18 protein-coding genes are annotated in these 22433 nt (G+C 58.6%); 6 read left to right on the top strand and 12 right to left on the bottom strand.

Going from position 1 to position 22433, the window contains the following annotated elements:
- Positions 1 to 27: 27 nt before the first annotated feature.
- Complete coding sequence (locus tag ABD013_RS01770; RefSeq protein ID WP_343801356.1) at positions 28 to 774, bottom strand: efflux RND transporter periplasmic adaptor subunit; 747 nt, start codon at positions 772 to 774, stop codon at positions 28 to 30.
- A gap of 10 nt (positions 775 to 784) precedes the next feature.
- Complete coding sequence (locus ABD013_RS01765; RefSeq protein WP_343801353.1) at positions 785 to 2329, bottom strand: TolC family protein; 1545 nt, start codon at positions 2327 to 2329, stop codon at positions 785 to 787.
- Positions 2330 to 2656: 327 nt separating this feature from the next.
- On the opposite strand from ABD013_RS01765, the gene ABD013_RS01760 reads away from it, so the two are divergent.
- Positions 2657 to 3469, top strand: a complete 813-nt coding sequence (locus ABD013_RS01760) for a helix-turn-helix domain-containing protein (RefSeq protein WP_343801350.1) — start codon at positions 2657 to 2659, stop codon at positions 3467 to 3469.
- Here ABD013_RS01760 and ABD013_RS01755 read toward each other — a convergent pair.
- From ABD013_RS01755 to ABD013_RS01745, 3 genes are all read right to left on the bottom strand, one after another.
- Entirely contained in the window at positions 3427 to 4323 is an 897-nt protein-coding gene (locus ABD013_RS01755) for an ADP-ribosylglycohydrolase family protein (protein ID WP_343801347.1), read from the bottom strand. The two genes, ABD013_RS01760 and ABD013_RS01755, sit on opposite strands and share 43 nt — an antisense overlap.
- 30 nt (positions 4324 to 4353) lie before the next feature.
- Positions 4354 to 5037, bottom strand: coding sequence for a lytic transglycosylase domain-containing protein (locus ABD013_RS01750; RefSeq protein WP_343801344.1), 684 nt, complete (start codon positions 5035 to 5037; stop codon positions 4354 to 4356).
- A 143-nt stretch (positions 5038 to 5180) separates the two neighbouring features.
- Positions 5181 to 7340, bottom strand: a complete 2160-nt coding sequence (locus ABD013_RS01745; protein WP_343801341.1) for a PepSY domain-containing protein — start codon at positions 7338 to 7340, stop codon at positions 5181 to 5183.
- A gap of 217 nt (positions 7341 to 7557) precedes the next feature.
- Between ABD013_RS01745 and ABD013_RS01740 the strand changes: the two genes are divergently transcribed.
- Positions 7558 to 8169 (top strand): TetR family transcriptional regulator, encoded by a 612-nt coding sequence (locus tag ABD013_RS01740; protein WP_343801338.1) that lies wholly within the window; start codon positions 7558 to 7560, stop codon positions 8167 to 8169.
- 140 nt (positions 8170 to 8309) lie between these two features.
- Here ABD013_RS01740 and ABD013_RS01735 read toward each other — a convergent pair whose 3' ends face one another.
- Positions 8310 to 11465 carry an efflux RND transporter permease subunit gene (locus ABD013_RS01735; RefSeq protein WP_343801335.1) on the bottom strand — a complete coding sequence of 1052 codons (3156 nt, stop codon included), beginning with the start codon at positions 11463 to 11465 and terminating at the stop codon, positions 8310 to 8312.
- Entirely contained in the window at positions 11462 to 12619 is a 1158-nt protein-coding gene (locus ABD013_RS01730) for an efflux RND transporter periplasmic adaptor subunit (RefSeq protein ID WP_343801332.1), read from the bottom strand. The genes ABD013_RS01735 and ABD013_RS01730 overlap by 4 nt, the downstream gene beginning before the upstream one ends.
- 215 nt (positions 12620 to 12834) lie before the next feature.
- Here ABD013_RS01730 and ABD013_RS01725 point away from each other — a divergent pair, with 215 nt between their 5' ends.
- The gene (locus ABD013_RS01725; protein WP_343801329.1) at positions 12835 to 14016 is read left to right on the top strand and encodes an HD-GYP domain-containing protein; all 1182 of its coding nucleotides are present in this window, start codon (positions 12835 to 12837) and stop codon (positions 14014 to 14016) included.
- On the opposite strand, the gene ABD013_RS01720 is transcribed toward ABD013_RS01725, so the two are convergent.
- Complete coding sequence (locus ABD013_RS01720; RefSeq protein WP_343801327.1) at positions 14005 to 14907, bottom strand: DUF1853 family protein; 903 nt, start codon at positions 14905 to 14907, stop codon at positions 14005 to 14007. The two genes, ABD013_RS01725 and ABD013_RS01720, sit on opposite strands and share 12 nt — an antisense overlap.
- A gap of 124 nt (positions 14908 to 15031) precedes the next feature.
- Positions 15032 to 15754: a TrmH family RNA methyltransferase gene (locus ABD013_RS01715; protein WP_343801324.1), complete on the bottom strand. Its 723-nt coding sequence runs from the start codon at positions 15752 to 15754 to the stop codon at positions 15032 to 15034.
- A gap of 128 nt (positions 15755 to 15882) precedes the next feature.
- Here ABD013_RS01715 and rlmE point away from each other — a divergent pair, with 128 nt between their 5' ends.
- Both rlmE and ABD013_RS01705 read left to right on the top strand, forming a co-directional pair.
- Positions 15883 to 16503: a 23S rRNA (uridine(2552)-2'-O)-methyltransferase RlmE gene (rlmE, locus tag ABD013_RS01710; protein WP_343801321.1), complete on the top strand. Its 621-nt coding sequence runs from the start codon at positions 15883 to 15885 to the stop codon at positions 16501 to 16503.
- Between the two features lie 117 nt (positions 16504 to 16620).
- Positions 16621 to 18057 carry an HD domain-containing phosphohydrolase gene (locus tag ABD013_RS01705; protein ID WP_343801318.1) on the top strand — a complete coding sequence of 479 codons (1437 nt, stop codon included), beginning with the start codon at positions 16621 to 16623 and terminating at the stop codon, positions 18055 to 18057.
- A 21-nt stretch (positions 18058 to 18078) separates the two neighbouring features.
- Here ABD013_RS01705 and ABD013_RS01700 read toward each other — a convergent pair whose 3' ends face one another.
- The 3 genes from ABD013_RS01700 to trmA form a co-directional block, all read right to left on the bottom strand.
- Positions 18079 to 18414 carry a hypothetical protein gene (locus tag ABD013_RS01700; RefSeq protein WP_343801315.1) on the bottom strand — a complete coding sequence of 112 codons (336 nt, stop codon included), beginning with the start codon at positions 18412 to 18414 and terminating at the stop codon, positions 18079 to 18081.
- 63 nt (positions 18415 to 18477) lie between these two features.
- Positions 18478 to 18921 (bottom strand): DMT family transporter, encoded by a 444-nt coding sequence (locus tag ABD013_RS01695; protein ID WP_343801312.1) that lies wholly within the window; start codon positions 18919 to 18921, stop codon positions 18478 to 18480.
- A 26-nt stretch (positions 18922 to 18947) separates the two neighbouring features.
- On the bottom strand, positions 18948 to 20033 hold the full coding sequence (gene trmA, locus ABD013_RS01690; RefSeq protein WP_343801309.1) for a tRNA (uridine(54)-C5)-methyltransferase TrmA: 1086 nt from the start codon (positions 20031 to 20033) through the stop codon (positions 18948 to 18950).
- Positions 20034 to 20176: 143 nt separating this feature from the next.
- Here trmA and metG point away from each other — a divergent pair, with 143 nt between their 5' ends.
- A complete protein-coding gene (metG, locus tag ABD013_RS01685) occupies positions 20177 to 22222 on the top strand; it encodes a methionine--tRNA ligase (RefSeq protein WP_343801306.1) in 2046 nt (681 codons plus the stop codon).
- Positions 22223 to 22433 lie beyond the last annotated feature (211 nt).

Raw genomic sequence — 22433 nt, 5'->3', positions numbered from 1 at the left:
TTCTAACAATTTTGAGAAATAGGGGGCTCAGGGTTTGGGTGGCGTCAACAGCAGGCGCCCGCTCATGCCGGCCAACAGCTCGTCGTATTGACCGTCAATGACCGCAACCGCCTTGACCGACTGGCTCAGCGGGTCAACCTTGGCAGCGGTATAAGCCAGCTTGACCGGATAGGTTTGTCCGGTGTCTTCGATGCTGACCTCAAAGGTGTAACCGGGCACCAGCCAGCTCAGCCAGCGGGATGGCACGATAAATTCCAGCTCCAGGGCGCTGTCATCCAGGATTTCCAGCAGCGGCTGTCCGGCCTGAACAAACTCCTGTTCACGCACCTTCTGTTCGCCGAGCACGCCGGCATACGGGGCCTTCAAGGTACAGCGCTGAATGGTGGCATCCAGATAGGCCACATCGGCCAAAGCCTTGTCCACCTCGGTCTTGCTGTTGTTCAGCTCGACACTGCCGATCGCATTCAGCTCGGCCATGCGTTTGCTCCCCTTGTAGGTGTTGCGAGCGCCGGCAAGCTGAGCACGGGCCTTTTGCAGCTGAGCGGCCTGCAGTGCACAGTCGAACTTGAGCAACAGCTGGCCCTTTTCAATGCGCTCACCTTCCCGTACAGGGATCTGGTCCACCTTGCCACCGAGTTCAGCAGACAGCATGGCGTAGCGAGCCGGGCTCAATTGAGCCCGCAACTCGCCCTGATCAAGCGCATACTCGCTTTGGGCGGCTGCCGGCACGGAAAGCACCAACAGCATCAATACGACTGGGGGTTTAATCCGCATAGCCATGGACTTATTGCGCTGCCGGCTGCGGGACATCAGCTTGCGCAACTGTCACCAGAGCAGACATATCCTGCTCCAGCCAGCCGCGAATCCGGGTCTGCAGCTCCTGCAGGCTGGTGCTGTCGAGGCTGTTCAGCTGTGGCTCCAGCCCGATACTGGCCTGCAGGCGCCCCAGAGACTCCTGCACCTTGGCCATGGCCTGATAGCGGCGCAGCTCACTCAGGATGGTGGTAACGTTGGCCGAAATACGCGCCTGCTCACCCACCATATTGCTCTGAAAACGTCCACGCACGATCTCTTCCAGTCGCGCATCGACCTTGTAGATCTGGTCGGCACGACCAAACTGGCGCAAGGAATCGTTGTACTGATGACGCGCCAGATGAACCTGCGTCAAGACGGACATCTGCAACGCCATGCGACGTGCTTCGGCCAGGGTTTCCTGGCGTTCGGCAGCATCCATTCGGCTGGGCGCCGAGATCAGGTTGAACAGGTTATAGCTGACCTTAACGCCAGCGGCACGCCACTGCTCATCGATCAGATAACGGTCGTTGTCATAGTAGCCGCCATACTCAAAGCTGATGCCCGGCAACAGTTTCAACAGCGCCTTGCGGGTGTCCTGAGCCGCGATACGGGCATTGAAAAACTGCTCACGCAGATCAGCGTTCTGCAGCAGCGCACGCGCCTCAAGCTGTTCGATATCGATCGCCAGAGGTGCTGCATGGGCTGCCGGCTCCTGCAGTTTGAAGCGGGTTCCCGGCAGCAGGCCAATCAGGTTGGCCAGTTCGATACGCGCACTGGCCAGCTCACGCTCAACACTTTCCAACAGACGCAGATTTTCCAGCAAATTACGCTGGTAACGCAGGGACTCATCCGGCGCACGTACCCGCTCATTGGCCAGTTTGACTGAATCGCCCAGCGCCTTCTCAGCCGACTGGATCGTCTGACCGACCCGCTCGCTCAGCTGCTCTGCCGCCAGTGCACGCCAGTAGGCGGTGCGCACATTCTGCATCAGCGTGTGCATCGCCTTGCGGCGCTTTTCGTTGGCGATCAGCAGCTTGTCGGCATTTTGCTTGGCGGTGTAGTAGCTGGCACCGAAGTCGAGCAGATTCCAGGACAGCACCAGGTCGGCCGTCTCGTGGGCCTTTTCGGATGAGATATCTACATCGCTGAAATCGCCTTCGGTGTAATCGGTCGGGTTGTCGTAAGGCGCTGAATAACGGCTACCGTAATTGTCACGCCAGCTGTAGCCGGCATTGGCCATCAGCTTCGGCAGCATGTCGTACTTGCCCGCTTCCAGCTCTCCAGCCGCCAAAGACTGTTCCAGCAACCGAACGCGCTGCTCCAGATTGTATTTGAGCGCCCGCGCTATCGCCTCTTCCAGCGAAATGATTTCACCATGCGGTTCCATTGCAGCAAACGCCATTTGCCTGTCGCTTGCATTGATCCGGTTCATGTCGGCGACACTGAAGTCTGTTGGCGTAACAGCACAGCCAGATACAACTGCAGCACCAGCCAGGACCAGAACCCGTCCCAGGGTTGAAACATTCTGCATCATTAACGTTTTACCTTTCCTGTAGAGTGTTGATCCATGTTTGTTGTCATTCGGCGACCTGATGATGCCTAGGATTGTATTGAAAGCGCACACGCAAACCTTTGCAGGAAAGGAAAGAAGCTTTTCCAGAGAGACGAACCAACAAGCCCCATGCTTTTTGGTAAACCGGGTGAACCACTTTCTGACTGGCAGCGTGAATAACTAATTGAAGCGCATGTCTTGATACAAAAGTGCAGACTTGCATTCAAACAGGTGTTATATACTATCGTTCGCGTATCCAATCACATACACCCAGCAAACCACCTGCTGTCCTGGATCAATAAAACCGGCATGGAAACCTCAAGACAAAAGCACATCCTGCTTTTAGATGAACTCCACAAAGAACGAAAACCCCTGACCAGCCTGCTGCGCGCCAACAGGTTTCGTGTTTCCTACGCGACCTCGACAAAACAGGGGTACATGATGGCTGTGACGTTGCAGCCCGACTTGATCCTGATACAGACATCGACGAGTACTGCGGACAGTTTTTCGATCTTTCGCAGGCTGCATGAAACGGTCAACTACCAGCTCCCTGCGGTCATTGTCTTAGCCTGCAGCAGCACGCTGGAGGTTCGTTTGGAAGCCTTCAGACTGGGCGCGGTGGACTTCATAACGAACCCCTGTGCTCCTGAAGAGGTATTGGCCCGCATACATGCCCAGTTGCGCCATGAGCGTGAAATGCGTGAAAGCAACAATGACAAAGTCCTGCAAACACCCCAATCGGAATCTGAGGTACTGCTGAGCGCCGCGGTGAGACAGATCAAAGAGGACCTTGCCGCCCCCATTTCCCTGAAGGCACTGGCCAGATCGATTGGCAGCAATGAGAAGCAATTGACGCAGCTGTTTCGTGAGCGGCTGGGCCTGACCGTATTTGCCTACATCAGGCAGCTAAGGTTGCAACAGGCGAAACGACTGCTGGCCGAGAGCCAACTGTCGGTCGAAAGCATCGCAGCACAGGTGGGCTACAGCAGTGCGGCCAACTTTGCCACTGCATTTAAGGCACACGAGACAATGACTCCCAGTGAGTTCCGCCAACAGCAAAGTGCACCACAGCCTGACGATCAGGTATTTGCCAGCTGCTCGGCCAGCGCTACCAGCATCTGATAGCCGTGTAGCTGACGCCGCCAGTCAACCGGAATCGCTACCTGCCCATAGTAAGCGCCGGCTAGCTGGCCGTAGATGGCACCCACCGTGTCGGCATCTTCGCCCAAATTGACCGCCTTCAGCATACCTTGCTCAAAACTGTCACTGTGGCTGAACGCCCAGAGGGCTGCCTCCAGCGAGTCAATCACATAACCGGTAGCGCGTATGGAAGGAGGCTCTCGCTCCAGGAAGGAGCCAAGGCAAACACCGATGACCTCAGCATCCAGCTCAGGCAGAAGCTCCGTCAACTCTGGATCCTGCCAAACCTCGGATGGATTCGAAGCCGTCAATGCCGCCTTGAGCATCAACGCAAAGGCACGGTTGGCGTCCAGGCAGCGGGGGTCGGCATGGGTCAGGCGCGCATGCTCTGCCGCCAGCGCAGGAAGTTCGGGACGGTCGCAGGCATGGATCACCAGAGGCGCAAGCCGCATCAAGGTGCCATTACCAGCCTGGTCCGTCGACTCCTCGCCGGCGAAGGGGTCTGCGGTACGCTCGTAACGCAGCAAGGCGCTGCGAGTGCGATTGCCGATATCGAAGCAGCGATCGGTCGATGAGCAGTAGCCTTCGCGGAACCAGCGAACGAAACGGTCCATCTGGTCATGGGGGTCAAACCCCTTGCGTTCGATCAGGCTGTAAGCCGAGCAAAGGGCCATCGAAGTGTCATCAGTCCAGTAGCCGGGCTCCAGCCCATGAGGACCGCCACCACGATAGCCGGTCACCGGCTCGAAGCTGCCCGGCGCCATGAATTCAACACTGGCCCCCAGTGCATCCCCCACGGCGAGCCCGATCAGCATTCCTGTCAGCTTATCCTGCATGCCTCTGCCCCTCCTTATGTCTGACCGCGCTTAATTGGCGGCCTGATAACGCCGTTGCAAGATCGCGATACGTTTCACATAGGCCCGGGTTTCGGCATAGGGCGGCACGCCGCCATACTCCTGGACGGCACCGGGACCGGCGTTATAAGCTGCTGTCGCCAGACTCATATCCTTGTTATAGCGCTCCAGCAACATCGCCAGATAACGCACTCCACCATCAATGTTCTGTTCCGGGTCGAAGGGGTTGCTGACACCCAGCTCGGCAGCGGTCTGCGGCATCAATTGCATCAACCCCTGAGCACCAACACGAGAACGAGCTTCAGGATTAAACGCTGACTCCGCATGAATAACGGCTCGCACAAGCGCCCCGTCGACCCCGTGCAATGCCGCTATACGGTCGATCGCCGGGCGGTAACGGTCAGTGAACAGCGGCGTAGTCTCCCAGTTGACCTCGGAGTCCACCCGACAGGCGAAACAGTCAAAGCGGATCGTTTCGTATTTAACGCCATTGGGCTTGGCATCACTGAAAGACAACACGCCGTTGGGACTGCGATATTTATAGTAGGTACTGACAACATCAGCCTTCTGCCGGGGCGCAAGATTGGTGTATTCCACCCGACCGTCGGGGTGCTCAATACGGCGAATTTCGGCTTCAGCCGTGAACGCCGGCAACAGCAATGCGGCAAGAATATACGGTGAGAAATGTCGATACATGGCAGCTGATCGGGTTTCAAATCCATTTGCCAGACTATTCTAGAGACCTGACGCCGGAAATGCTGCCATGCTGGGATAATTTGTTGCGGATAATTGATCGAATGCAACAACCGGGGCGGACAACCGCCCCGAGTCTCACCCGATCAGTCGAAAAGATCCCGATGCATCACGCCACGTTCGCTCCAGCGGGCCAGTTCGGCCTGAGCACCGTCCAGGGTCATACCCTGCCCCTGCAGCAGTCTGACCAATACCTCATCAATCCCCTTACCCAGGGTAGAGGCGCGACCACAGATGTACAGGCTTGCCCCCCGGCTGACCCACTCCAGCAGCTTGTCGCCGCACTGCTCAAGCCGCTCGGTAATATAGCGCTGGGGACCACCGTCGCGAGAAAACACGGTATCCAGCTCGGAAATGACCTTTTGCTCCACCAGGGTCTCAATCTGCACTCGATACAGATAGTCACCTTCATAATGGCGGTTGCCGAACAACAGCCATACCGGCCCAGTACGGCCAGCGGCGGCACGCGCTTCGAGAAAGCCGATAAAGGGCGCAATGCCACACCCGGTCGCGACCATGATCAGTGGCTGCTCGCTGTCCTGGGGAGGATTGAAACCCGGGTGTGCCACCAGCTCGATCTCCCGCGCCTCGCCCAGAGGCCAGTTCAGGCACAGCTCGCGACTGCCCAGACCCAGCACCTCGTTGCCCTGATCATCGAGATAGCGCAACAACCCGACCGTCAGGCGAATCCGACCCGGCGTCACCGCTGCGGCAGAACCCACGGAATAGGTCCGCGGCGCCGCATCAGCGCCTGGCAGAAACTGGAACAGGTCACCCGGTTCAAACATCACCTCATCAGGCACCTCGAAGATCAGGCTGTAGCTCTGCGGGCTATCATCACCCATTTCAGCATCCAGGCGTACCCGTTCGATCAAGCGGGCCTGACAGCGTTGACGCTGAGGCGCCACACCTTCGGCTTTCAGCACCCAGCCATGAAGGTTTGCCAACTGCTGCAACCAGACCGTCCATTCACCAGCCGGGTCACCATCGACTTCATGCAGGGGCAGCTGTTCTGCTGCACCTGCAGCCAGCAGGGTCTCGCCGAGCTGGTGTCCGCCTGCACAGAAGTGCTCATAGCGACGATCCCCCAGCGCCAGCAGACTGAACGGCACACCGCTCAGGGCCTCGGGTCGCAGATGCTTGACCCAGCCACGCGCCATTTCGGGCAACTCGCCCTCCCCCGTGGTCGAAGCAATCACCAGTACCTGCCGGTAACGCCTCCAGTCCGCCGGGCTGAACGCGGCGATCGAGCCCTGATCCACCGCAATACCGGCAGCCTCAAGCGAGCCCGCCGTGGCGGTTGCAAGCCCCTGAGCCGTGCCGGTCTGACTGGCAAATACCACCAGTACCTGAGCGCCATCCTTAATCTGACTGGCTCCGGCTGCACGCTGACGGCGCCACCAGCTAAGACCACCGCTCAGGGTCAGGCCCAACACGAGGCCGCCCACCAGGATATTGAAAACACCGGAAATCCACCCCGCCCATAGCCCTTCATGCAGCTGCTTGGGCAGGTTTGATGCCACATCTATGGCCGTTATCTGGTCACCGCTCACCACCAGAGCCTGACTCTGCGTCTGGATCAATACCGACCCCGCCTTGAAGCGACGCGCACTGACCAGCTCTGACAGGTTATGCTCGGCCGCAGCCTGCTGCAGTCCCCGCTCCAGTAATGTTGGCTCTGCACCGCGCTGCAGTCCCAGATCCGGGCGCCCTATATGCAATGACATCAGCACTGCCGTCAGGGGCAGCATAATCGCCAGCGGCAACAACCACACGCCCAGCCACTGGTGCCAGCCGATCAGTGAATGACGGAATTTCGGCCAGCCAAGCAACACACCCGCCACCATGATCGCCACCATGGCGTAGGTGACCCACTCCACCAGCCAGCCCGCCCCCATCAACAGATCCTTGTGCAGGCTCTTGACCCAGGCAAAGAAGTTGCCAACGGCATCGGCACCACTACCGACTCTTGCCCCATCGGCGAGACGGAATTCCCCGCTGCCTGGCAGTATCCACTGCCCTTGGGTCGAACTACGCTCGACACCTACTACTGACAGGCTGTCAGGCTGAGCATTCAACAGCGCCACAAGATCGCTCACCGCAACCGGCCCGGCGTAGGGAGCAGCCGTCAGATCGGCCACAACCGGCTTGAGCGCCAGCACCATGCCGGTCAGGACAATGAGTAAAAACAGGGGGGTCAGGAGCAACGCCAACCAGCGATGCACTTGTAATAGATACGTTCTCATGGGGACCATCCTTAGACTGAAACAGCTTGGATTCGGCAAGTCCCTCAGTGTATCCACCCCTTACTTAAACAAGGGTTAATTTAGCGTAAAGATATGTTAATTCTGGAAAGGGCACTGCCAACAAAACATACAGACAAAGATGTATAGATGTTCTTTCGTTCACCCGTGCGATAAACTAGCCCCCATTACTTGTACAGGTTTATGGGATTTTGAAGCAATGGCAAGACGCACCAAGGCAGAAGCCGCCGCAACGCGCGAAGCGCTAATTGATGCAGCTGAAGAGATGTTCATGGAGCACGGCGTTGCCCGTACGTCACTGGAACAGATTGCGCGCCACGCCGGCATGACCCGAGGCGCCGTTTACTGGCACTTCAAGAACAAGGCCGACCTCTTCCACGCCATGCTTGAACGCGTCCACATGCCCTTTCAAAACCTGTTTGATGAAGTCGACGACTCCGTGGCCGACAACTGCCCACTGGAAGCCATTCGCCAGGCCTGCATCAAGGGGTTTGCCCGGGCGGAACAGCCACGCAACAAGCGCGTTCACTTCATCCTGATGTATCGCTGTGAGTTTTTCAGCGATATCGATCCTCAGGCGATGCAGGAAGAGATCTCCCAGGATATCAACAGCGTATTGCTGAAGTACTTCCAGCTGGCCGCCGAAAACCGGCAGCTGGCCAGCCTGAGCCCTGAGGCCGCGACAGACCTTTTCTATGCAACGCTGACCGGCCTGTTCAATGGCTGGCTGCGCCACCCCGAGCTCTATTCGCTCGAGGCCCGTGGTACCCAGATGGTTGAAAACCTGCTGCATCTGCTGCGCAACGCCTGATCACCCCCTGCCCCCAAACTCCCTGCTTTCCCTGTTCTGCTGCAGCCTGCTGGCGCTCTGACATCTCAATATCCAGTTTCACCGGCCCTGAACGCAAAAGGGCCGGTCAGTGACCGGCCCCTGATTCATTGCATCATCTCTCAGTGCGCTTCAGCCACACCCCGCTTGCGGCTGATCCAGTCGGATATCGACGCGATCATCGCATAGAAGGTCGGCACGAAGCAGCTGCCGATAATCGCGACTGACGCCATGCCCACGGAGACCGCCGTGCCGATATGGTGACTGCTGGTATCACTGGCGCCGGTGGCCAGCGCCAGCGGCACAGTGCCCAGGATAAAGGCCAGCGAGGTCATGATGATCGGACGGAAACGCAGCTCCGCCGCGATAACGGCCGCTTCACGGATCGACTTGCCGAACTCACGCCGCTGCAGCTCGGCAAACTCGACAATCAGGATGGCGTTTTTCGCTGCCAGACCAACGACCACCAGCACACCAATCTCGACGTAGACACTGACCTCCAGGCTACGCATCATGATGCCGCCCACAGCGCCGAAGAAGGCAAAGGGAGTTGCGGTCAGTACCGCCAACGGCAGTGACCAGCTCTCGTACTGGGCTGCCAGGATCAGGAACATCATCAGGATACCAAAGCCCACGGCCAGTGAGGCCGTATTACCTACAGTGGTTTCCTGATAGGCAGTACCTGTCCAGCCCATGCCCCAGTCATCGCCAAGGGTTTCCTGCACCACCTCATTCATCGCCGCAACAGCCTGGCCGGAACTGTATCCTGCTGCCGGACCACCCTGGAACTGAGCACCGAGGTAGACACCAAAACGAGATACTACCGCCGGTGCTACCTGGCGCTCCAGAGTGACCAGCTCGGACATCGGGATACGTTCGCCACTATTGCTGCGCACGAAGATGGTTTTCAGGTCATCCGGCTTCTGACGGTATGCGTCCTCGTTCTGCAGGAACACCTGGAAATTGCGGTTCTGATAGCTGAAGTAGTTAACGAAACCGTTACCCAGGGTGTTGGACAGAGTCGCATTCAGGTCTTCCAGTGCCACGCCGTAGCTCAGCGCCTTTTGACGATCAATATCAGCACGGTAGGACGGCACGTTCACGTTGAAAGTGGTGAACACCCGATTCAACGCGGGGTGCTGGTTGGCCGCCTGCATGACCTTCAGCGATGCCTGATAAAGCTCTTCCGGCGAAGCGCCTGCGTAGGACTGCAGGTAGCCGGTGAAACCACCGGTGGTCGACAGCCCCATGATCGGTGGCATGTTGAAGGCAATCGCGCTGCCGCCCGGCGTCTGGGCACCGATCTGCATCACCTGACCGATCAACTGATCCACCTTGAGGTCACGCTCTTCCCAGGGCACCAGACTGACGAACATCACGCCTCGGGCACTGTTCACGGCACTGGTCAGGATGTCATAGCCGGCCACTGCCGCCACATGCGCAACACCCGGAATCTCCTGAACCTGATGGCTCACAGCATCCATGTAATCATTGGTACGATCCAATGATGCCGCGTCCGGCAGCTGCACACTGACCAGCACGATACCCTGGTCGGTCTGAGGTACCAGCGTCGTCGGGGTATTCGCGAACATCCACCAGGAGCCGTAGCTGAAACCGGCGGCCAGCAACAGGGCCAGTACCCAGCGACGTACCAGTACATCCACGATGCGGGTGAACAATGCAGTCAATGCACTGAAGCCGCGCTCGAACCAGCGCAGGGGGGCATGGAAGGCACGCATGAAGCCGCTTTCATGTTCACCGGGCTTGTGGTGCTTGATGAATACCGCCGACAGCGCAGGCGTAAAGGTCAACGCCATCAACGCCGAGAAGGCCACTGAGATCGCGATCGTCAGTGCGAACTGCTGGTAGATCTGCCCGGTAAAACCGCCCAGGAAAGCGACCGGCACAAACACGGCCGCCATGATGAAAGAGGTGGCAATAACAGGTCCACCGACCTCTTTCATCGCCAGCACGGTCGCATCTCGGACACTGATATTTTCATCTTCCGCCAGTACACGCTCGACGTTCTCGACTACCAGAATGGCGTCATCCACCACGATGCCGATCGCCAGTACCAACGCAAAGAGGGTCAGCAGGTTCAACGAGAAGCCAAACATGTAAAAGCCGGCAAAGGTGGCCACCACAGACACCGGCACCACCGACATGGCAATGACCGTAAAGCGCCAGTTCTGCAGGAACACGTAGAGAATCACGCCGACGATCAGGAAGGCCTCGATAAACGTCTTCACAACCGTATCCACGGACGCGGTAATGAACAGCGTGGTGTCATACGGCACTTCATATTCCAGCCCTTGCGGGAAACGGCCTGACAGCTCAGCCATCTTGGCCTTGACCGCATCAGCGGTTTCCAGCGCATTGGCGCCCGGCTGCTGGTTGATCACGATGGGCGCCATGGTGGCGCTGTTCAGGCGTGCCTCAACACCATAGAAGGAGGCACCCAGTTCGACTCGCGCCACATCCTTCAGCAGCAGTGAGGAACCATCGGGGTTGGTACGCAAATAGATGTTGCGGAAATCATCCGCACTGGACAGACGCCCGCCCGCATTGACCGTATAGGTATAGGCACGCGGGTCGCTCTGCGGCGTACCGGCCAGGTTACCCGCAGGCACCTCGGTGTTCTGCGCACGAATGGCGCGCGCCACTTCGGTCGGGGTCAGGTCATACTGTGCCAGTTTCTCCGGGTCCATCCACACGCGCATGGCGAACTCGCCACCACCCAGCACCTCAGCCGCACCAACACCTGGAATCTGGCGCAGTTCGTCGAGGATGTTTAGGGTGGCATAGTTCTGCATGTAGATATTGTCATAGTCACCCTCAGGTGAAGTCAGCGCCAGCAGCAGCAGAATAGAGGTAGAACGCTGCTCCACCTTGACCCCTTGCGCACGCACCGAGTCCGGCAGCTGCGACAGAGCACTCTGCACCCGGTTGTTGACGTTGACGGTGTTCTGGTCGCCATCGGTACCGATGTTGAACGACACCTCCAGCCTCATCAGGCCGTTATCCGCACTGGTTGAGGTCATGTAGATCATGTCCTCGACACCGTTGATCGCTTCAGCCAAGGGTGCAGCGACGGTCTGGGCCACGGTTTCGGCATTGGCCCCCGGGAACACCGCCTGGACAGAGACACTGGGCGGCACTACGCTCGGGTACTGTTCGATCGGCAACACGCGCAAGCTGACCATCCCGACCAATGTCAGGATGATCGCCAGCACCGTGGCGAAGATCGGTCGCTTGATGAAAAAGTTGGCGAAACTCATGCGTCATCACCCTGCTTGGCCGCCTGGTCGGCACGGGCGTTGATCGGTGTACCCGGCTTGACGCCGGAGGGATCACCGCTGACGACGGTGTCGCCCGCTTCCAGGCCACTGAGGATAATCTGCATATCACCGGCCACTTCCCCCAGTTCTACGGTGCGGGCACGGGCCTTGCCTTCTTCATCGACCACGAACACCTGCGGCCCCATCAGTCCCTGAGTCACGGCGATCTCCGGCACGGCAATCACGTTATAACGCATCAGCCCCTCAATGCTGACCCGCGCAAACTGACCCGGCAGCACCTTGGCATCAGGATTGGCAAAGCTGGCAGAGGCCTGCACTGTACTGGTCCGCTGGTCCACACGCACCCCGAGGAAGTCCAGCGTTCCCTGCAAACGAGTCGCAGGCTTACCTTCACGACCGCCGACCTCCAGGCTGGCATGAATTCGGTTCAGTTCGTCCAGTTCAAGCTGGCTGCGCAGTTCAAGCGCATCCGTGAGCGGCATCTGGAAGCGCACCTCCAGCGGATCCAGCGGAGTGATCGTCACCAGCTCGGTACCGGCATTGACCAAATTGCCCAGATTGACCTGACTCAGGCCGATGCGCCCGGAAACCGGCGCCGTCACCTGGGTATAACCAAGATCAATTCGGGCACTCGCCAGTGCCGCCTCGGCCTGGGCAACCTTGGCCCGGGCCACCTGCTGTTCAGCCAGCGCCTGGTCGTACTGCTGACGGCTTACCGAGCTGCGCTTGAGCAGCGATTCATAACGTGCTGCGTCACGGCCGGCACGAGCCAGCTCGGCCTTGGCGCTCTGCAGGTCAGCTTCACGCTGCCTGGCCTGTGCCTCATAGTGTTCAGGTTCGATGGTATAGAGCACCTGATCCTTACTGACCTGATCACCCTGCTCAAACTGACGCGTTTGCAGCGTGCCTGTGACTCGAGCCACCAGAGTCACCTCGTTGTCACTGCGCAGCAAAGCGGAATAGGTCTTGTCCAGTGACAGATCCTGACGCTCGATAAGGGATACATCTGTCATGACCGGCGGCAGCGGGCGTGCGCCTGCAGCTGATTTCTGGGTCTCATCACTGCATGCGCTCAGCACCAGCGCCATGCAGGTCAGCAAGAGTACACGCCCTTGGGCAACTAATGTCTTCATCACAAGATTCCTGATGACTGAAAGGCAAAGCAGGATTTTACATCCATACATGCATGGATGTAAATTAGACCGCTGTTCTATTAATACAATTTCCGGCACTGTCAGTGCTGTTCACACGCCGCACCCAGACCCTGACCTGAAACAATGCATCCGCGCCCCTGTTCAGAGATGCTAGCTGATTCCTATTGGTGACACTTTGGCAACCTGGACGCTCAATGACCTGCATGGAACCCGACACCATCAAGCGCACGCTGACTGGCCTTGAACTCAGAATTGGCTCACGTCTGCCCTGGTCTGTTTATAGCCCACAGGGCACGCTGCTACTGACCGAAGGCACACTGATCCGCAGCGAAAAGCAGATCGAAAGCCTGCTTAACATAAAGGCGCATTATTACCGCTCGACGCACCCGGGCGTTTTCGCCCCAAGCGAGGAGCCGAAAAGCGCGACCCTGAAGGCCGGCACCTTCGTCATCACTCATACGCTGCTCGAACGACTGGAGGACACCTTCGAACTGCGCCACCAAAAAGAGGCTGGCAGTGCGTTCATCCGCCGGATCATGCAACTGGTATTTGATATCCAGGCGGTCTGCGAAGAAAACCCGGATGCCATGCTCGGCACCATGCAACTGATTGTCGAAGCGCCCCACGGATTGGTGCACCCGCTGCACGCGGCCATGATGTGCGAGGTGGCCAGCTGTCGCATGGGGCGGGGACCGCTGGATCGCTTCCCGCTGGTTGCCGCGGCACTGACCCATGACTTGGGCATGTATGAGCTTCAGCAGGAGCTGTTCGAACAATCCTCTCCTCTCACGCCGCAGCAACGGCAGATCATCGATGAACATCCGCAAAAGGCTTACGATCTGCTGCTGCAGCGAGAAGTGACCGAGTCACGCTGGCTGTTACCGGTGCTGCAACACCATGAGCGGATTGATGGCAGTGGTTACCCGGCAGGCCTGGTTGGCAACAACATCTGCCGGGATGCCCGTCTGCTGGCGATCACCGACTGCTATTCAGCGATGATCCGTCCGCGCGCCTATCGTAATCAGGTATTGCCTCGCGATGCCCTGCGCGAGATTTTCCAACAACGCGGCAGCACCATAGATGCCGCACTGGCGCGTCTGTTTATTGATGTGATGGGTATATTCGCACCAGGGACACTGGTGCAGTTGAGCGGTGGAGAGCTGGCACTGGTAACCGGGAGAGGTGACAACCTGGATCAGCCGAAGCTGGCTCTGATCACCAACCGGCTGGGCGCCAGGCTTGATTCCCCCCGGCCATTCACGCTGGAAGACAGTCGAGAGATCAAGTCGATCGAGCGTATTCAGGACCACGCCGAACTGATCGCTCTGCTCGGTCATGTCTGGCCGGCCATGACGCCCATCCCTTCAGCCTTTTGAGGGCACCTCGGGCCAGTTGTTCGGCACCACGAAGAGACGCTCGACCTCCACCCAGCCGGTTGGGGCCGCCACCACTCGGGCCAGCAGGCAGGCACGGCCGGACTGCTGCACCTCGGCCGCTGCTTGCAACAGTCTGCCCGGCAGCGGCGCCTCGGGCTGCTGCCAGTCTACCAGCCAGTGCGGCTTGTGCAGCACCACCCAGCCTTCAGGCTCCAGTGCCAATACCTCACTGGCATAACACCAACGCCCCTGGCCATGGTCTGGATCAGCCTGCTCCGGTGCCGGCAACTTGCCCTGACAGGGATAGAACAAATAGCCCGGCATGAAGATGCGCGGAGTGGGCGGAGCCTGCAGCCCCAGTGACTCGAGCACAGGCTGTGCAGCAGGCTGTGCCGCTAACCGGGTCTGGTGCTGCAGCAGGCGTGCGGTTTTCAAATCCAGCCGGTCCCGGCTGTTGGGACCGAACCAGTACGGCTGCCGGGTCTCGGCATCGGTATGCCCCAGATAGAACTTGACCGCAATCTCATGATGCTCCACGTCACCGGTCTGCGGATTGCGCACCAGAAAATCCAGCTCGCCCAGCGTACGCTGCTGATCCCGGACCTGAAGGTTGCGCGCCAGCAGCGGCCAGCCGAGCAGGTCTTGCAACAGGCAGGCGTAAAGCTGTTCGAAATACAATCCCAGGCGACGAGGTGCTGCTTGCCGCAGCAGATCAGGCATGGACTCAGGGTGCCGATCCCAATACTGCAACTGCTGGAGATAGTCGTTTGGCAGCCAGTCGACCGGATCGAAGGTCAGTGCGCCACGGTACAGCTGAGGAGCGCGACACAGCCAGGCCAGATGACGGATGACCGGCTGTTGAAAGGGATCGCGCTCAACACCGGTTTTCATCGACGATCAGGCCAACGGCAGAGGCTTGCGAGATGGCAGGCAAGCCCACAAGCGATGTAATCGCTTGCAAGGCAAGCTCCTACGCCATGGTGAATTGTCGACGGCCGGCAGGCGATAGCCATATTCAGCGCTGGCGTTCATAGACACTGAGACTGACCGCCGTGCCCAGATTAAGCGACTCGATCAACCCCGCCCCCGGTATGGTGAATGCCCGGGCATTAAGCTGCTCCAGCTGGTCACGCGGCACCCCTCGCGCCTCATTACCAAACAGGTAACAGTCACAGGCCTTGAAGGCCTCAGAGCTGAGCGCATCACCCTGCATATCCAGGCAGCCGATGCGCTCGTAGCGCTCGCCCAGGCTATCCAGCGACACATCCAGCTCCAGCGGCACATGGAAAATCGCGCCCATGCTGGCACGAATCACCTTGGGGTTGAACGGGTCAACACTGCCGGGGCTGAGCAAACAGCGGTAACCGCCAAACCAGGCCAGGGTACGCAGGATTGTGCCCAGATTGCCCGGATCCTGGATTTCGTGAAAATAGATCGCCACTTCCGGTTTACCTGAAGCCGGCTGAATCGCCGCCATCGGCAGCACCGCCACGATGCCCTGGGGGCTCTTGGTGGCACTGATGGCACTCATCTGCTTGCCAGTGACTTCATGCACCTTGAACTCGGTTTGCCAATCGGCGTATTGATCAGTCAGATAAAGCTCTGCAGCCTTGAGCGTCGGCTGATGAATGGCTGCTTTCTGCAGCTCCAGCACCAGGTGCTCCCCCTCCACCAGACAGCAGCCGGTTTCAGTGCGATATTTTTTCTGCTGCAGCTTTTTGATCAGATCCAGTTTCATGCCAGTCCCGCCTTGAATTGTGGCGGCATTATAGCCCCGCTCCCGGGTGAAGTCAGTCGGCCCTTGGCGTGGTACCAGGCCAGCACGTACAATATGCGACTCAGTCACAATGATGGTTCCTGTACACTATGGCCCGTTCCAAAAGCAGCGCCCGTTGGCTCAAAGAGCATGTCAACGACCCCTTCGTTAAACAGGCACAGAAGGATGGCTACCGTTCGCGTGCCAGCTACAAGCTGCTGGCCTTGAACGACAAGGACAAACTGATCAAGCCCGGCATGCTGGTCATCGATCTGGGCTCGGCCCCCGGCGGCTGGTCACAGATCGCCTCCCAGCTGGTCGGCGAACAGGGCAAGCTGATCGCCTCCGATATCCTGCCGATGGATGCTCTGCCCGATGTGGACTTCATCCAGGGTGACTTCACTGAAGAGAGCGTGTTCAACGAGATCATGGGCGTGATCGACGGCCGCCCCGTTGACGTGGTGATCTCCGATATGGCGCCCAACCTGAGCGGCGTGGCATCCGCCGACCAGGCTGGCTCCATTTACCTGATTGAGCTGGCGCTGGATATGGCCCAGCAGGTGCTGAAACCCAAGGGCAGTTTTGTAGCCAAGGCGTTTCAGGGCGAAGGTTACGAAGAATTCGTCAAACAGGTGCGTGAACACTTCGATACCGTGCTGATCCGCAAGCCTGATGCTTCCCGTGCCCGTTCACGCGAGGTGTATGTAGTCGGCAAGGGCTTCAAGGGCTGAACGCCCCCTCATACAGGAGCAATGACAGGATCCGTGGCCGCCTGGGCTCTGCATGGTCTAAGCTCCATATGGTCTCATGCTATTGGCTGAATAAAACATCGGAAAGGAGGGAGCCTCATGTCGACAAGGTCTATTGCAGCAACTGGCCTGCGTCATCGCCCCCATCTTTCCCTGTCCTGGCGCTTTCTGCTCTTTGCCATTGGGGTCATGCTGCTCAATGGGTTGCTGCTGTCATCGAGAACCGACCATACGATCGAAACGGCCTTTCTGCACCAGGCAGATCAGAAAATCCACCTGCTCCTGGATCAGATCAAGCGCAATGTTGAGCAGGGCCGGCTGACACTGGATGACAGCACGCTGGCGCAAGAGGTCATTTATCTCAACCAGCACTCGCGTTTCAGTGACCAACTGAACGTACTGGCGCTGTATGCATTTAACGACCAGGGCGAGGTCATCGCCCACAGTGCAGGCAATCGCGCCCCCAAGGACATGTCTGCCGATTCACCCTACTATCGCGTCGTTATCGAGGGCCTCACCTCTTTGGGAGAGGCCCATGAAGTCAACCCAATGACCGGTAAACTCAAGGGGGACTATTTACTCCCTATGATGTTGCCCGATGGTACCCGCGCGGGCATTGAGGCTGAAATTGACATTACCGGTCTGGAGGCTGCCATCAGCAGCTTCGACGCCCCTTTCGAACAGTCAATGTGGATCAGTATCATCTTGAGCAGTCTGCTGCTGTTACTAGCCCTTGGCGGGCTGATCTACAAACGGCTGACCAAGCCGGTCGAACACCTGCACCAAACCGTCCTTGCTCTTTCGGCAGGCAACCTGGAAAGCCGGGTAAAGCATGGATCTAGCGATGAAGTGGGCCAGCTCGGAGCCGGCATCAACCACCTGGCAGACAGCATCCAGTCGTTGTTGCGCGAACAGGAAGAAACCTACCTGGCAACGCTGAGTTCACTGGCAAAGGCTCTACAGGCCAAGGACCCCTATACCGCAGCACATTCTGGCCGCGTTTCACGTTATGCGGTTCGACTCGGACAGCAGATCGGGTTGGACGATGTACAACTTGAATTATTGAAGAAAGGCGCCCTGATGCACGACCTTGGCAAGATCGGCATTCATGACACCATTCTCAATAAGCCGACAGCCCTGACCGACGAAGAGTATCGGGAGATGCGCAAACACCCGGTGATGACCGCGGCCATAATGAAGCCCCTCAAGCACTTCAGAGCCTTCGCCGAGATCGCGGCCTGGCATCATGAGCGCTGGGACGGCAAGGGCTACCCGGACGGGCTTGCTGGGGACAAGATACCACTGCTGGCCAGAATCGTGGCTATTGCCGACACCTGGGATGCCATGACAGGGGACCGGGTCTACCGGCGAGGGATGCCGAGGGCCAGGGCGCTTGATATTCTGGAATCAGAACAGGATCAGGGACAGTTCGACCCTGAGCTGATTCGAGCATTCATAAGCATGATCAAAGCCGAGCTGGCCGCTGCCCCCACCGATGCGGAGGCGGATGCATGCAGGGTTTCTCTGACTGAGTGACCTGATGCCTCACCGGGAGCCTCAGTCCACCCGGCTCATCCGCACCTTGGCGAAGCCGTTTCCCTGCTCCAGAGTCTTGTCATTGATGATTTTCCAGGCTTCTTCTTTGCCTTTCTCCTTGAAAACCAGATAGCGACTGCCGCCGCTTTCACGCACGAAGATCTTGTCCATGTCGGTACGCTCACCATCGGACTCCAGATAATCGCTGCCGATAACGAGGCGGTTATCCGGAATCAGGTCGCCCAGGTTCACACCCACGCTGGACACCTCAATTTTGTAGGTGCCCTCAAAACCATGACCGCAGCCAACGAGCACCAGTGCAAACAGCGAAATCAGCAGCAAACGCAGTTTTTTCATCGTTTCTTTCCTTGTTAAGAAGCAAGCCCGCACCGGATGCGCAACAGAGCGCGGGAATATGGATCAATACATCCTGATCAGCACCACTCCAGCCAGCAGGCAGAGCACACCGAGAATACGCCCCAGATTAATTTCATGCTGCGGGAAAGTGGCCCAGCCGAAATGATCCAGAATCACCGACATGATCAGCTGACCGGCCACCAGCAGCGCAATCATCGTAGCGGCGCCAATGCGAGGCGCCAGAAAGGCACCGGTGGCGACGAACAGTGCTCCCATGAAGCCGCCGGTCCAGGCCCACCAGGGGGCCTGTTTCAGCTGTGCGGCCACGGGCCAGTCATAGCGCATCGCCAGCACTACGCCCAACAGTGCGGCTGTACCGACAGCAAAGGAGATCAGAGAAGCCCAGAGCGCACCATTGCTCTGCAGCGCCAGGGTGCTGTTCACCCCGGCCTGCAGCGGCATCATCATGCCGGCCACGAACGCCAGCGACAGCCAGAAATAGAGCATGGAGCCTCCCTTCATGATCCGTGTGCTCAGCGGCGAGTCAGGTAGACGCCGCACTCCAGGTGATCGGTATAGGGGAACTGATCGAAGATCGCGAACCGCTCCACCTTGTGGGTCTTGCTGATCTGCTGGAGGTTGTCGTGCAAAGTATCAGGATTGCACGAGATGTAGAGGATATGCTCATATTCGCAGATCTGCTCCACGGTATGCTCATCCAGGCCACAGCGCGGCGGGTCGACGAATACGGTGCTGAACTCGCACTCTTCCAGCGCCAGCCCCTGTACCTTGCGGCTGGTCTTTTCACCCTTGAGGATCAGCGACAGGTCTTCCGACGGCATGCGCAGCACGTCGATGTTGTCGATGCCGTTCTCCTGGATGTTCCACTCGGCAGAGCGGACCGACACCTTGGAGATCTCGGTGGCCACCACGCGACGGAAGTTCTGTGCCAGCGGCAAGGTGAAGTTGCCGTTACCGCAGTAGAATTCGACCAAGTCTCCACCAGCATGGGACGAAGCATCGATCGCCCACTCGATCATCTTCTCGCAGACATGACCGTTGGGCTGGGTAAAGCCGTTTTCGGTCTGCTGGTAGCGATAGACACGCCCCTTGATGTTCAGCTCTTCCACGACGAAATCGCGGTCCAGCAGGATCTTCTGCTTGCGGGCGCGGCCGATGATGTCGATGTTGAACTGCTCGCGCAGCGGCTTGACGCGCTCGACCCACTCGTCGTCCAGCTGGCGGTGATACAGCAGGCTCACCAGCAGCTCACCGGACAGGGTACTGAGGAAATCCACCTGGAACAGCTTGAAGCGCAGCACAGGATCGGGGCGGATCACGTCCAGCAGCTTGAACATCACGTCATGGATGCGCTCGGACACCATAGGACAGCTGTCCAGGCGCACGGGAGTGCGCTTGTCGCCATCGAACATCACGTAGTAGAGGTCATCCCCTTCGTGCCAGGTACGAAACTCGGCGCGCAGGCGGTAGTGCTCCGGCTGCGAGGTAAACACCTCGATTTCGGGCAGATCGAACTCGGCAAACTGCGCGGCAATTCGGGCTTTCTTGTCCGCCAGCAAGGCGTCGTACTGTTCAGGCTCCACGCGGGGAAGGGCCATCGGCTAACCTCTGTGTTCTCTAGGGTAAATCGGCAAGGATCGTTCGGGCGGCGGATTTTAGCACAGCTGCTGTCAGCCTTCATTCGGCGATCAATCAGGCGTAGAATGATCCACTTTATTTTTCAACCGACTCAGAGCCAACGATGTCCGACAGCAAGCGCAAGATTCTCGTCACCAGTGCCCTGCCCTATGCCAATGGCCCCATCCATCTGGGCCATCTGGTCGAGTATATCCAGACCGATATCTGGGTTCGTTTCCAGAAACAGCGTGGTCATAACTGCACCTACGTCTGTGCCGACGACGCCCACGGTACGCCGATCATGCTCAAGGCCGACCAGATGGGCAAGAGCCCGCAGGAACTGATCGACCAGGTCAGCGCCGAGCACCAGCGCGACTTCGCCGGCTTCATGGTCAACTTCGACAACTACTACTCCACCCACTCGGAAGAGAACCGTCAGTTCTCCGCGCTGATCTACGAGCGCCTGCGTGATGCCGGCCATATCAACCGCCGCACCATCACCCAGGCCTACGATCCGGTGAAAAACATGTTCCTGCCGGACCGCTTCATCAAGGGTGAGTGCCCCAAGTGTGGCGCCAAAGACCAGTATGGCGACTCCTGTGAGGCCTGTGGTGCCACCTACCAGCCCACCGAGTTGAAGAACGCCTATTCCGCCATCTCCGGCGCCGCCCCGATCGAGAAGGAGTCCGAGCACTTCTTCTTCAAGCTGGGTGACTTCGAAGAGTTCCTGCGCGGCTGGGTCAACGAGCACGTGCAGAGCCAGATGATCCACAAGTTGAACGAGTGGTTCGAATCCGGCCTGCAGGAGTGGGACATCTCCCGCGATGCGCCCTACTGGGGCTTCGAGATCCCGGATGCACCGGGCAAGTACTTCTACGTCTGGATGGACGCACCGATCGGCTACATGGCCAGCTTCAAGAACTGGTGCGACAAGAACGGCGTCGACTTCGACGAGTACTGGCAGGAAGGGTCCGATGCCGAGCTGTATCACTTCATCGGCAAGGACATCGCCTACTTCCACACCCTGTTCTGGCCGGCCGAGCTGAAGGGTGCGGGTTTCCGTACACCTACCGGCGTTTTCTGCCACGGCTTCCTGACCGTCAACGGCCAGAAGATGTCCAAGTCTCGCGGCACCTTCATCATGGCCGAGACCTACCTGAAGCACCTGCGCCCGGAATACCTGCGCTACTACTTCGCCGCCAAGCTGGGCTCCGGTATCGACGATATCGACCTGAGCCTGGACGACTTCCGCCTGCGCGTGAACGCCGACCTGGTCAACAAGGTGGTCAACATCGCCAGCCGCTGTGCCGGTTTCATCAAGAAGAAATTCGATGGCAAGCTGGGCGCCGAGCTGACCTATGCATCGCTCTATCATGAAGCCGTTGCCGCCGGCCACAGCATCGCTGAAGCCTACGAGAAGCGTGAGTACGGCCGCGCCATGCGTGAGATCATGCACATCGCCGACAAGGCCAACCAGTACATCGACAGCGCCGAACCCTGGGCAATCGCCAAGGATGAGTCACGCGCCCAGGAAGTACAGGACTGCTGCACCCTGGGTATCAACCTGTTCCGCGTGATCATCAGCTACCTGGCACCGGTACTGCCGGAAGTGGCCGAGAAGGCATGCGAGTTCCTCAACATCGATACCCTGGCCTGGGATGCAATCGAGCAGCCGCTGCTGGACCACGAGATCAACAAGTTCAAACCGCTGATGCAGCGAGTGGACGAAGCTACCGTCGAAGCCCTGATCGAAGACTCCAAACAGAGCCTTCAGGCCCAGCCGCAGGTTCAGTCCGCCGAACCGGCTGCCGCTGAGACCGAACTGAGCAAGGCACCGATCGCCGATACCATCGAGTTCCCGGACTTCGCCAAGGTCGACCTGCGTGTCGCCAGGATCGCCAAGGCCGAGCACGTGGAAGGTGCCGACAAGCTGCTGCGCCTGACCCTGGATCTGGGCAGCGAGACTCGCAACGTCTTCGCCGGCATCAAGTCCGCCTACAAGCCGGAAGACCTGGAAGGCAAGCTGACCGTAATGGTCGCCAACCTGGCGCCGCGCAAAATGAAGTTCGGCATGTCTGAAGGCATGGTACTGGCTGCTGGCCCCGGCGGTCAGGATCTGTGGATTCTGGAGCCGCACGAAGGTGCCCAGCCGGGCATGCGGATCATGTAACCGCTTAAACGGAGCAGCCGAACAGCTCCTTCCTTCAAATAGCCGGCCTCGTGCCGGCTATTTTGTTTTCGCCTTGTTCCCGATCCGGAAAATGGCTCAGTACTCTTCCCCTGCCTCTTTATGTAATATCGCAACGCCAGAAACAGACATGACCCCAAATTAATCAAACCGTTGATTACGCTATTAGACGGACTTGGACCGTACACATACC

This window comes from Marinobacterium maritimum, assembly GCF_039523155.1.
Classification (GTDB): domain Bacteria; phylum Pseudomonadota; class Gammaproteobacteria; order Pseudomonadales; family Balneatricaceae; genus Marinobacterium; species Marinobacterium maritimum.
The sequence above is the reverse complement of the archived record's forward strand: the minus strand, read 5'-3'. Positions and strand labels throughout refer to the sequence as shown.

Bases quoted from the DNA above. Each gene is read 5' to 3' on its own strand.
- ABD013_RS01755 (WP_343801347.1), bottom strand. From the start codon at position 4,323: ATGCAGGATAAGCTGACAGGAATGCTGATCGGGCTCGCCGTGGGGGAT.
- ABD013_RS01715 (WP_343801324.1), bottom strand. From the start codon at position 15,754: ATGAAACTGGATCTGATCAAAAAGCTGCAGCAGAAAAAATATCGCACT.
- metG (WP_343801306.1), top strand. From the start codon at position 20,177: ATGTCCGACAGCAAGCGCAAGATTCTCGTCACCAGTGCCCTGCCCTAT.
- ABD013_RS01705 (WP_343801318.1), top strand. From the start codon at position 16,621: ATGTCGACAAGGTCTATTGCAGCAACTGGCCTGCGTCATCGCCCCCAT.
- rlmE (WP_343801321.1), top strand. From the start codon at position 15,883: ATGGCCCGTTCCAAAAGCAGCGCCCGTTGGCTCAAAGAGCATGTCAAC.
- ABD013_RS01735 (WP_343801335.1), bottom strand. From the start codon at position 11,465: ATGAGTTTCGCCAACTTTTTCATCAAGCGACCGATCTTCGCCACGGTG.
- ABD013_RS01695 (WP_343801312.1), bottom strand. From the start codon at position 18,921: ATGCTCTATTTCTGGCTGTCGCTGGCGTTCGTGGCCGGCATGATGATG.
- ABD013_RS01765 (WP_343801353.1), bottom strand. From the start codon at position 2,329: ATGATGCAGAATGTTTCAACCCTGGGACGGGTTCTGGTCCTGGCTGGT.
- trmA (WP_343801309.1), bottom strand. From the start codon at position 20,033: ATGGCCCTTCCCCGCGTGGAGCCTGAACAGTACGACGCCTTGCTGGCG.
- ABD013_RS01750 (WP_343801344.1), bottom strand. From the start codon at position 5,037: ATGTATCGACATTTCTCACCGTATATTCTTGCCGCATTGCTGTTGCCG.
- ABD013_RS01760 (WP_343801350.1), top strand. From the start codon at position 2,657: ATGGAAACCTCAAGACAAAAGCACATCCTGCTTTTAGATGAACTCCAC.
- ABD013_RS01700 (WP_343801315.1), bottom strand. From the start codon at position 18,414: ATGAAAAAACTGCGTTTGCTGCTGATTTCGCTGTTTGCACTGGTGCTC.
- ABD013_RS01725 (WP_343801329.1), top strand. From the start codon at position 12,835: ATGACCTGCATGGAACCCGACACCATCAAGCGCACGCTGACTGGCCTT.
- ABD013_RS01720 (WP_343801327.1), bottom strand. From the start codon at position 14,907: ATGAAAACCGGTGTTGAGCGCGATCCCTTTCAACAGCCGGTCATCCGT.
- ABD013_RS01770 (WP_343801356.1), bottom strand. From the start codon at position 774: ATGCGGATTAAACCCCCAGTCGTATTGATGCTGTTGGTGCTTTCCGTG.
- ABD013_RS01740 (WP_343801338.1), top strand. From the start codon at position 7,558: ATGGCAAGACGCACCAAGGCAGAAGCCGCCGCAACGCGCGAAGCGCTA.
- ABD013_RS01730 (WP_343801332.1), bottom strand. From the start codon at position 12,619: ATGAAGACATTAGTTGCCCAAGGGCGTGTACTCTTGCTGACCTGCATG.
- ABD013_RS01745 (WP_343801341.1), bottom strand. From the start codon at position 7,340: ATGAGAACGTATCTATTACAAGTGCATCGCTGGTTGGCGTTGCTCCTG.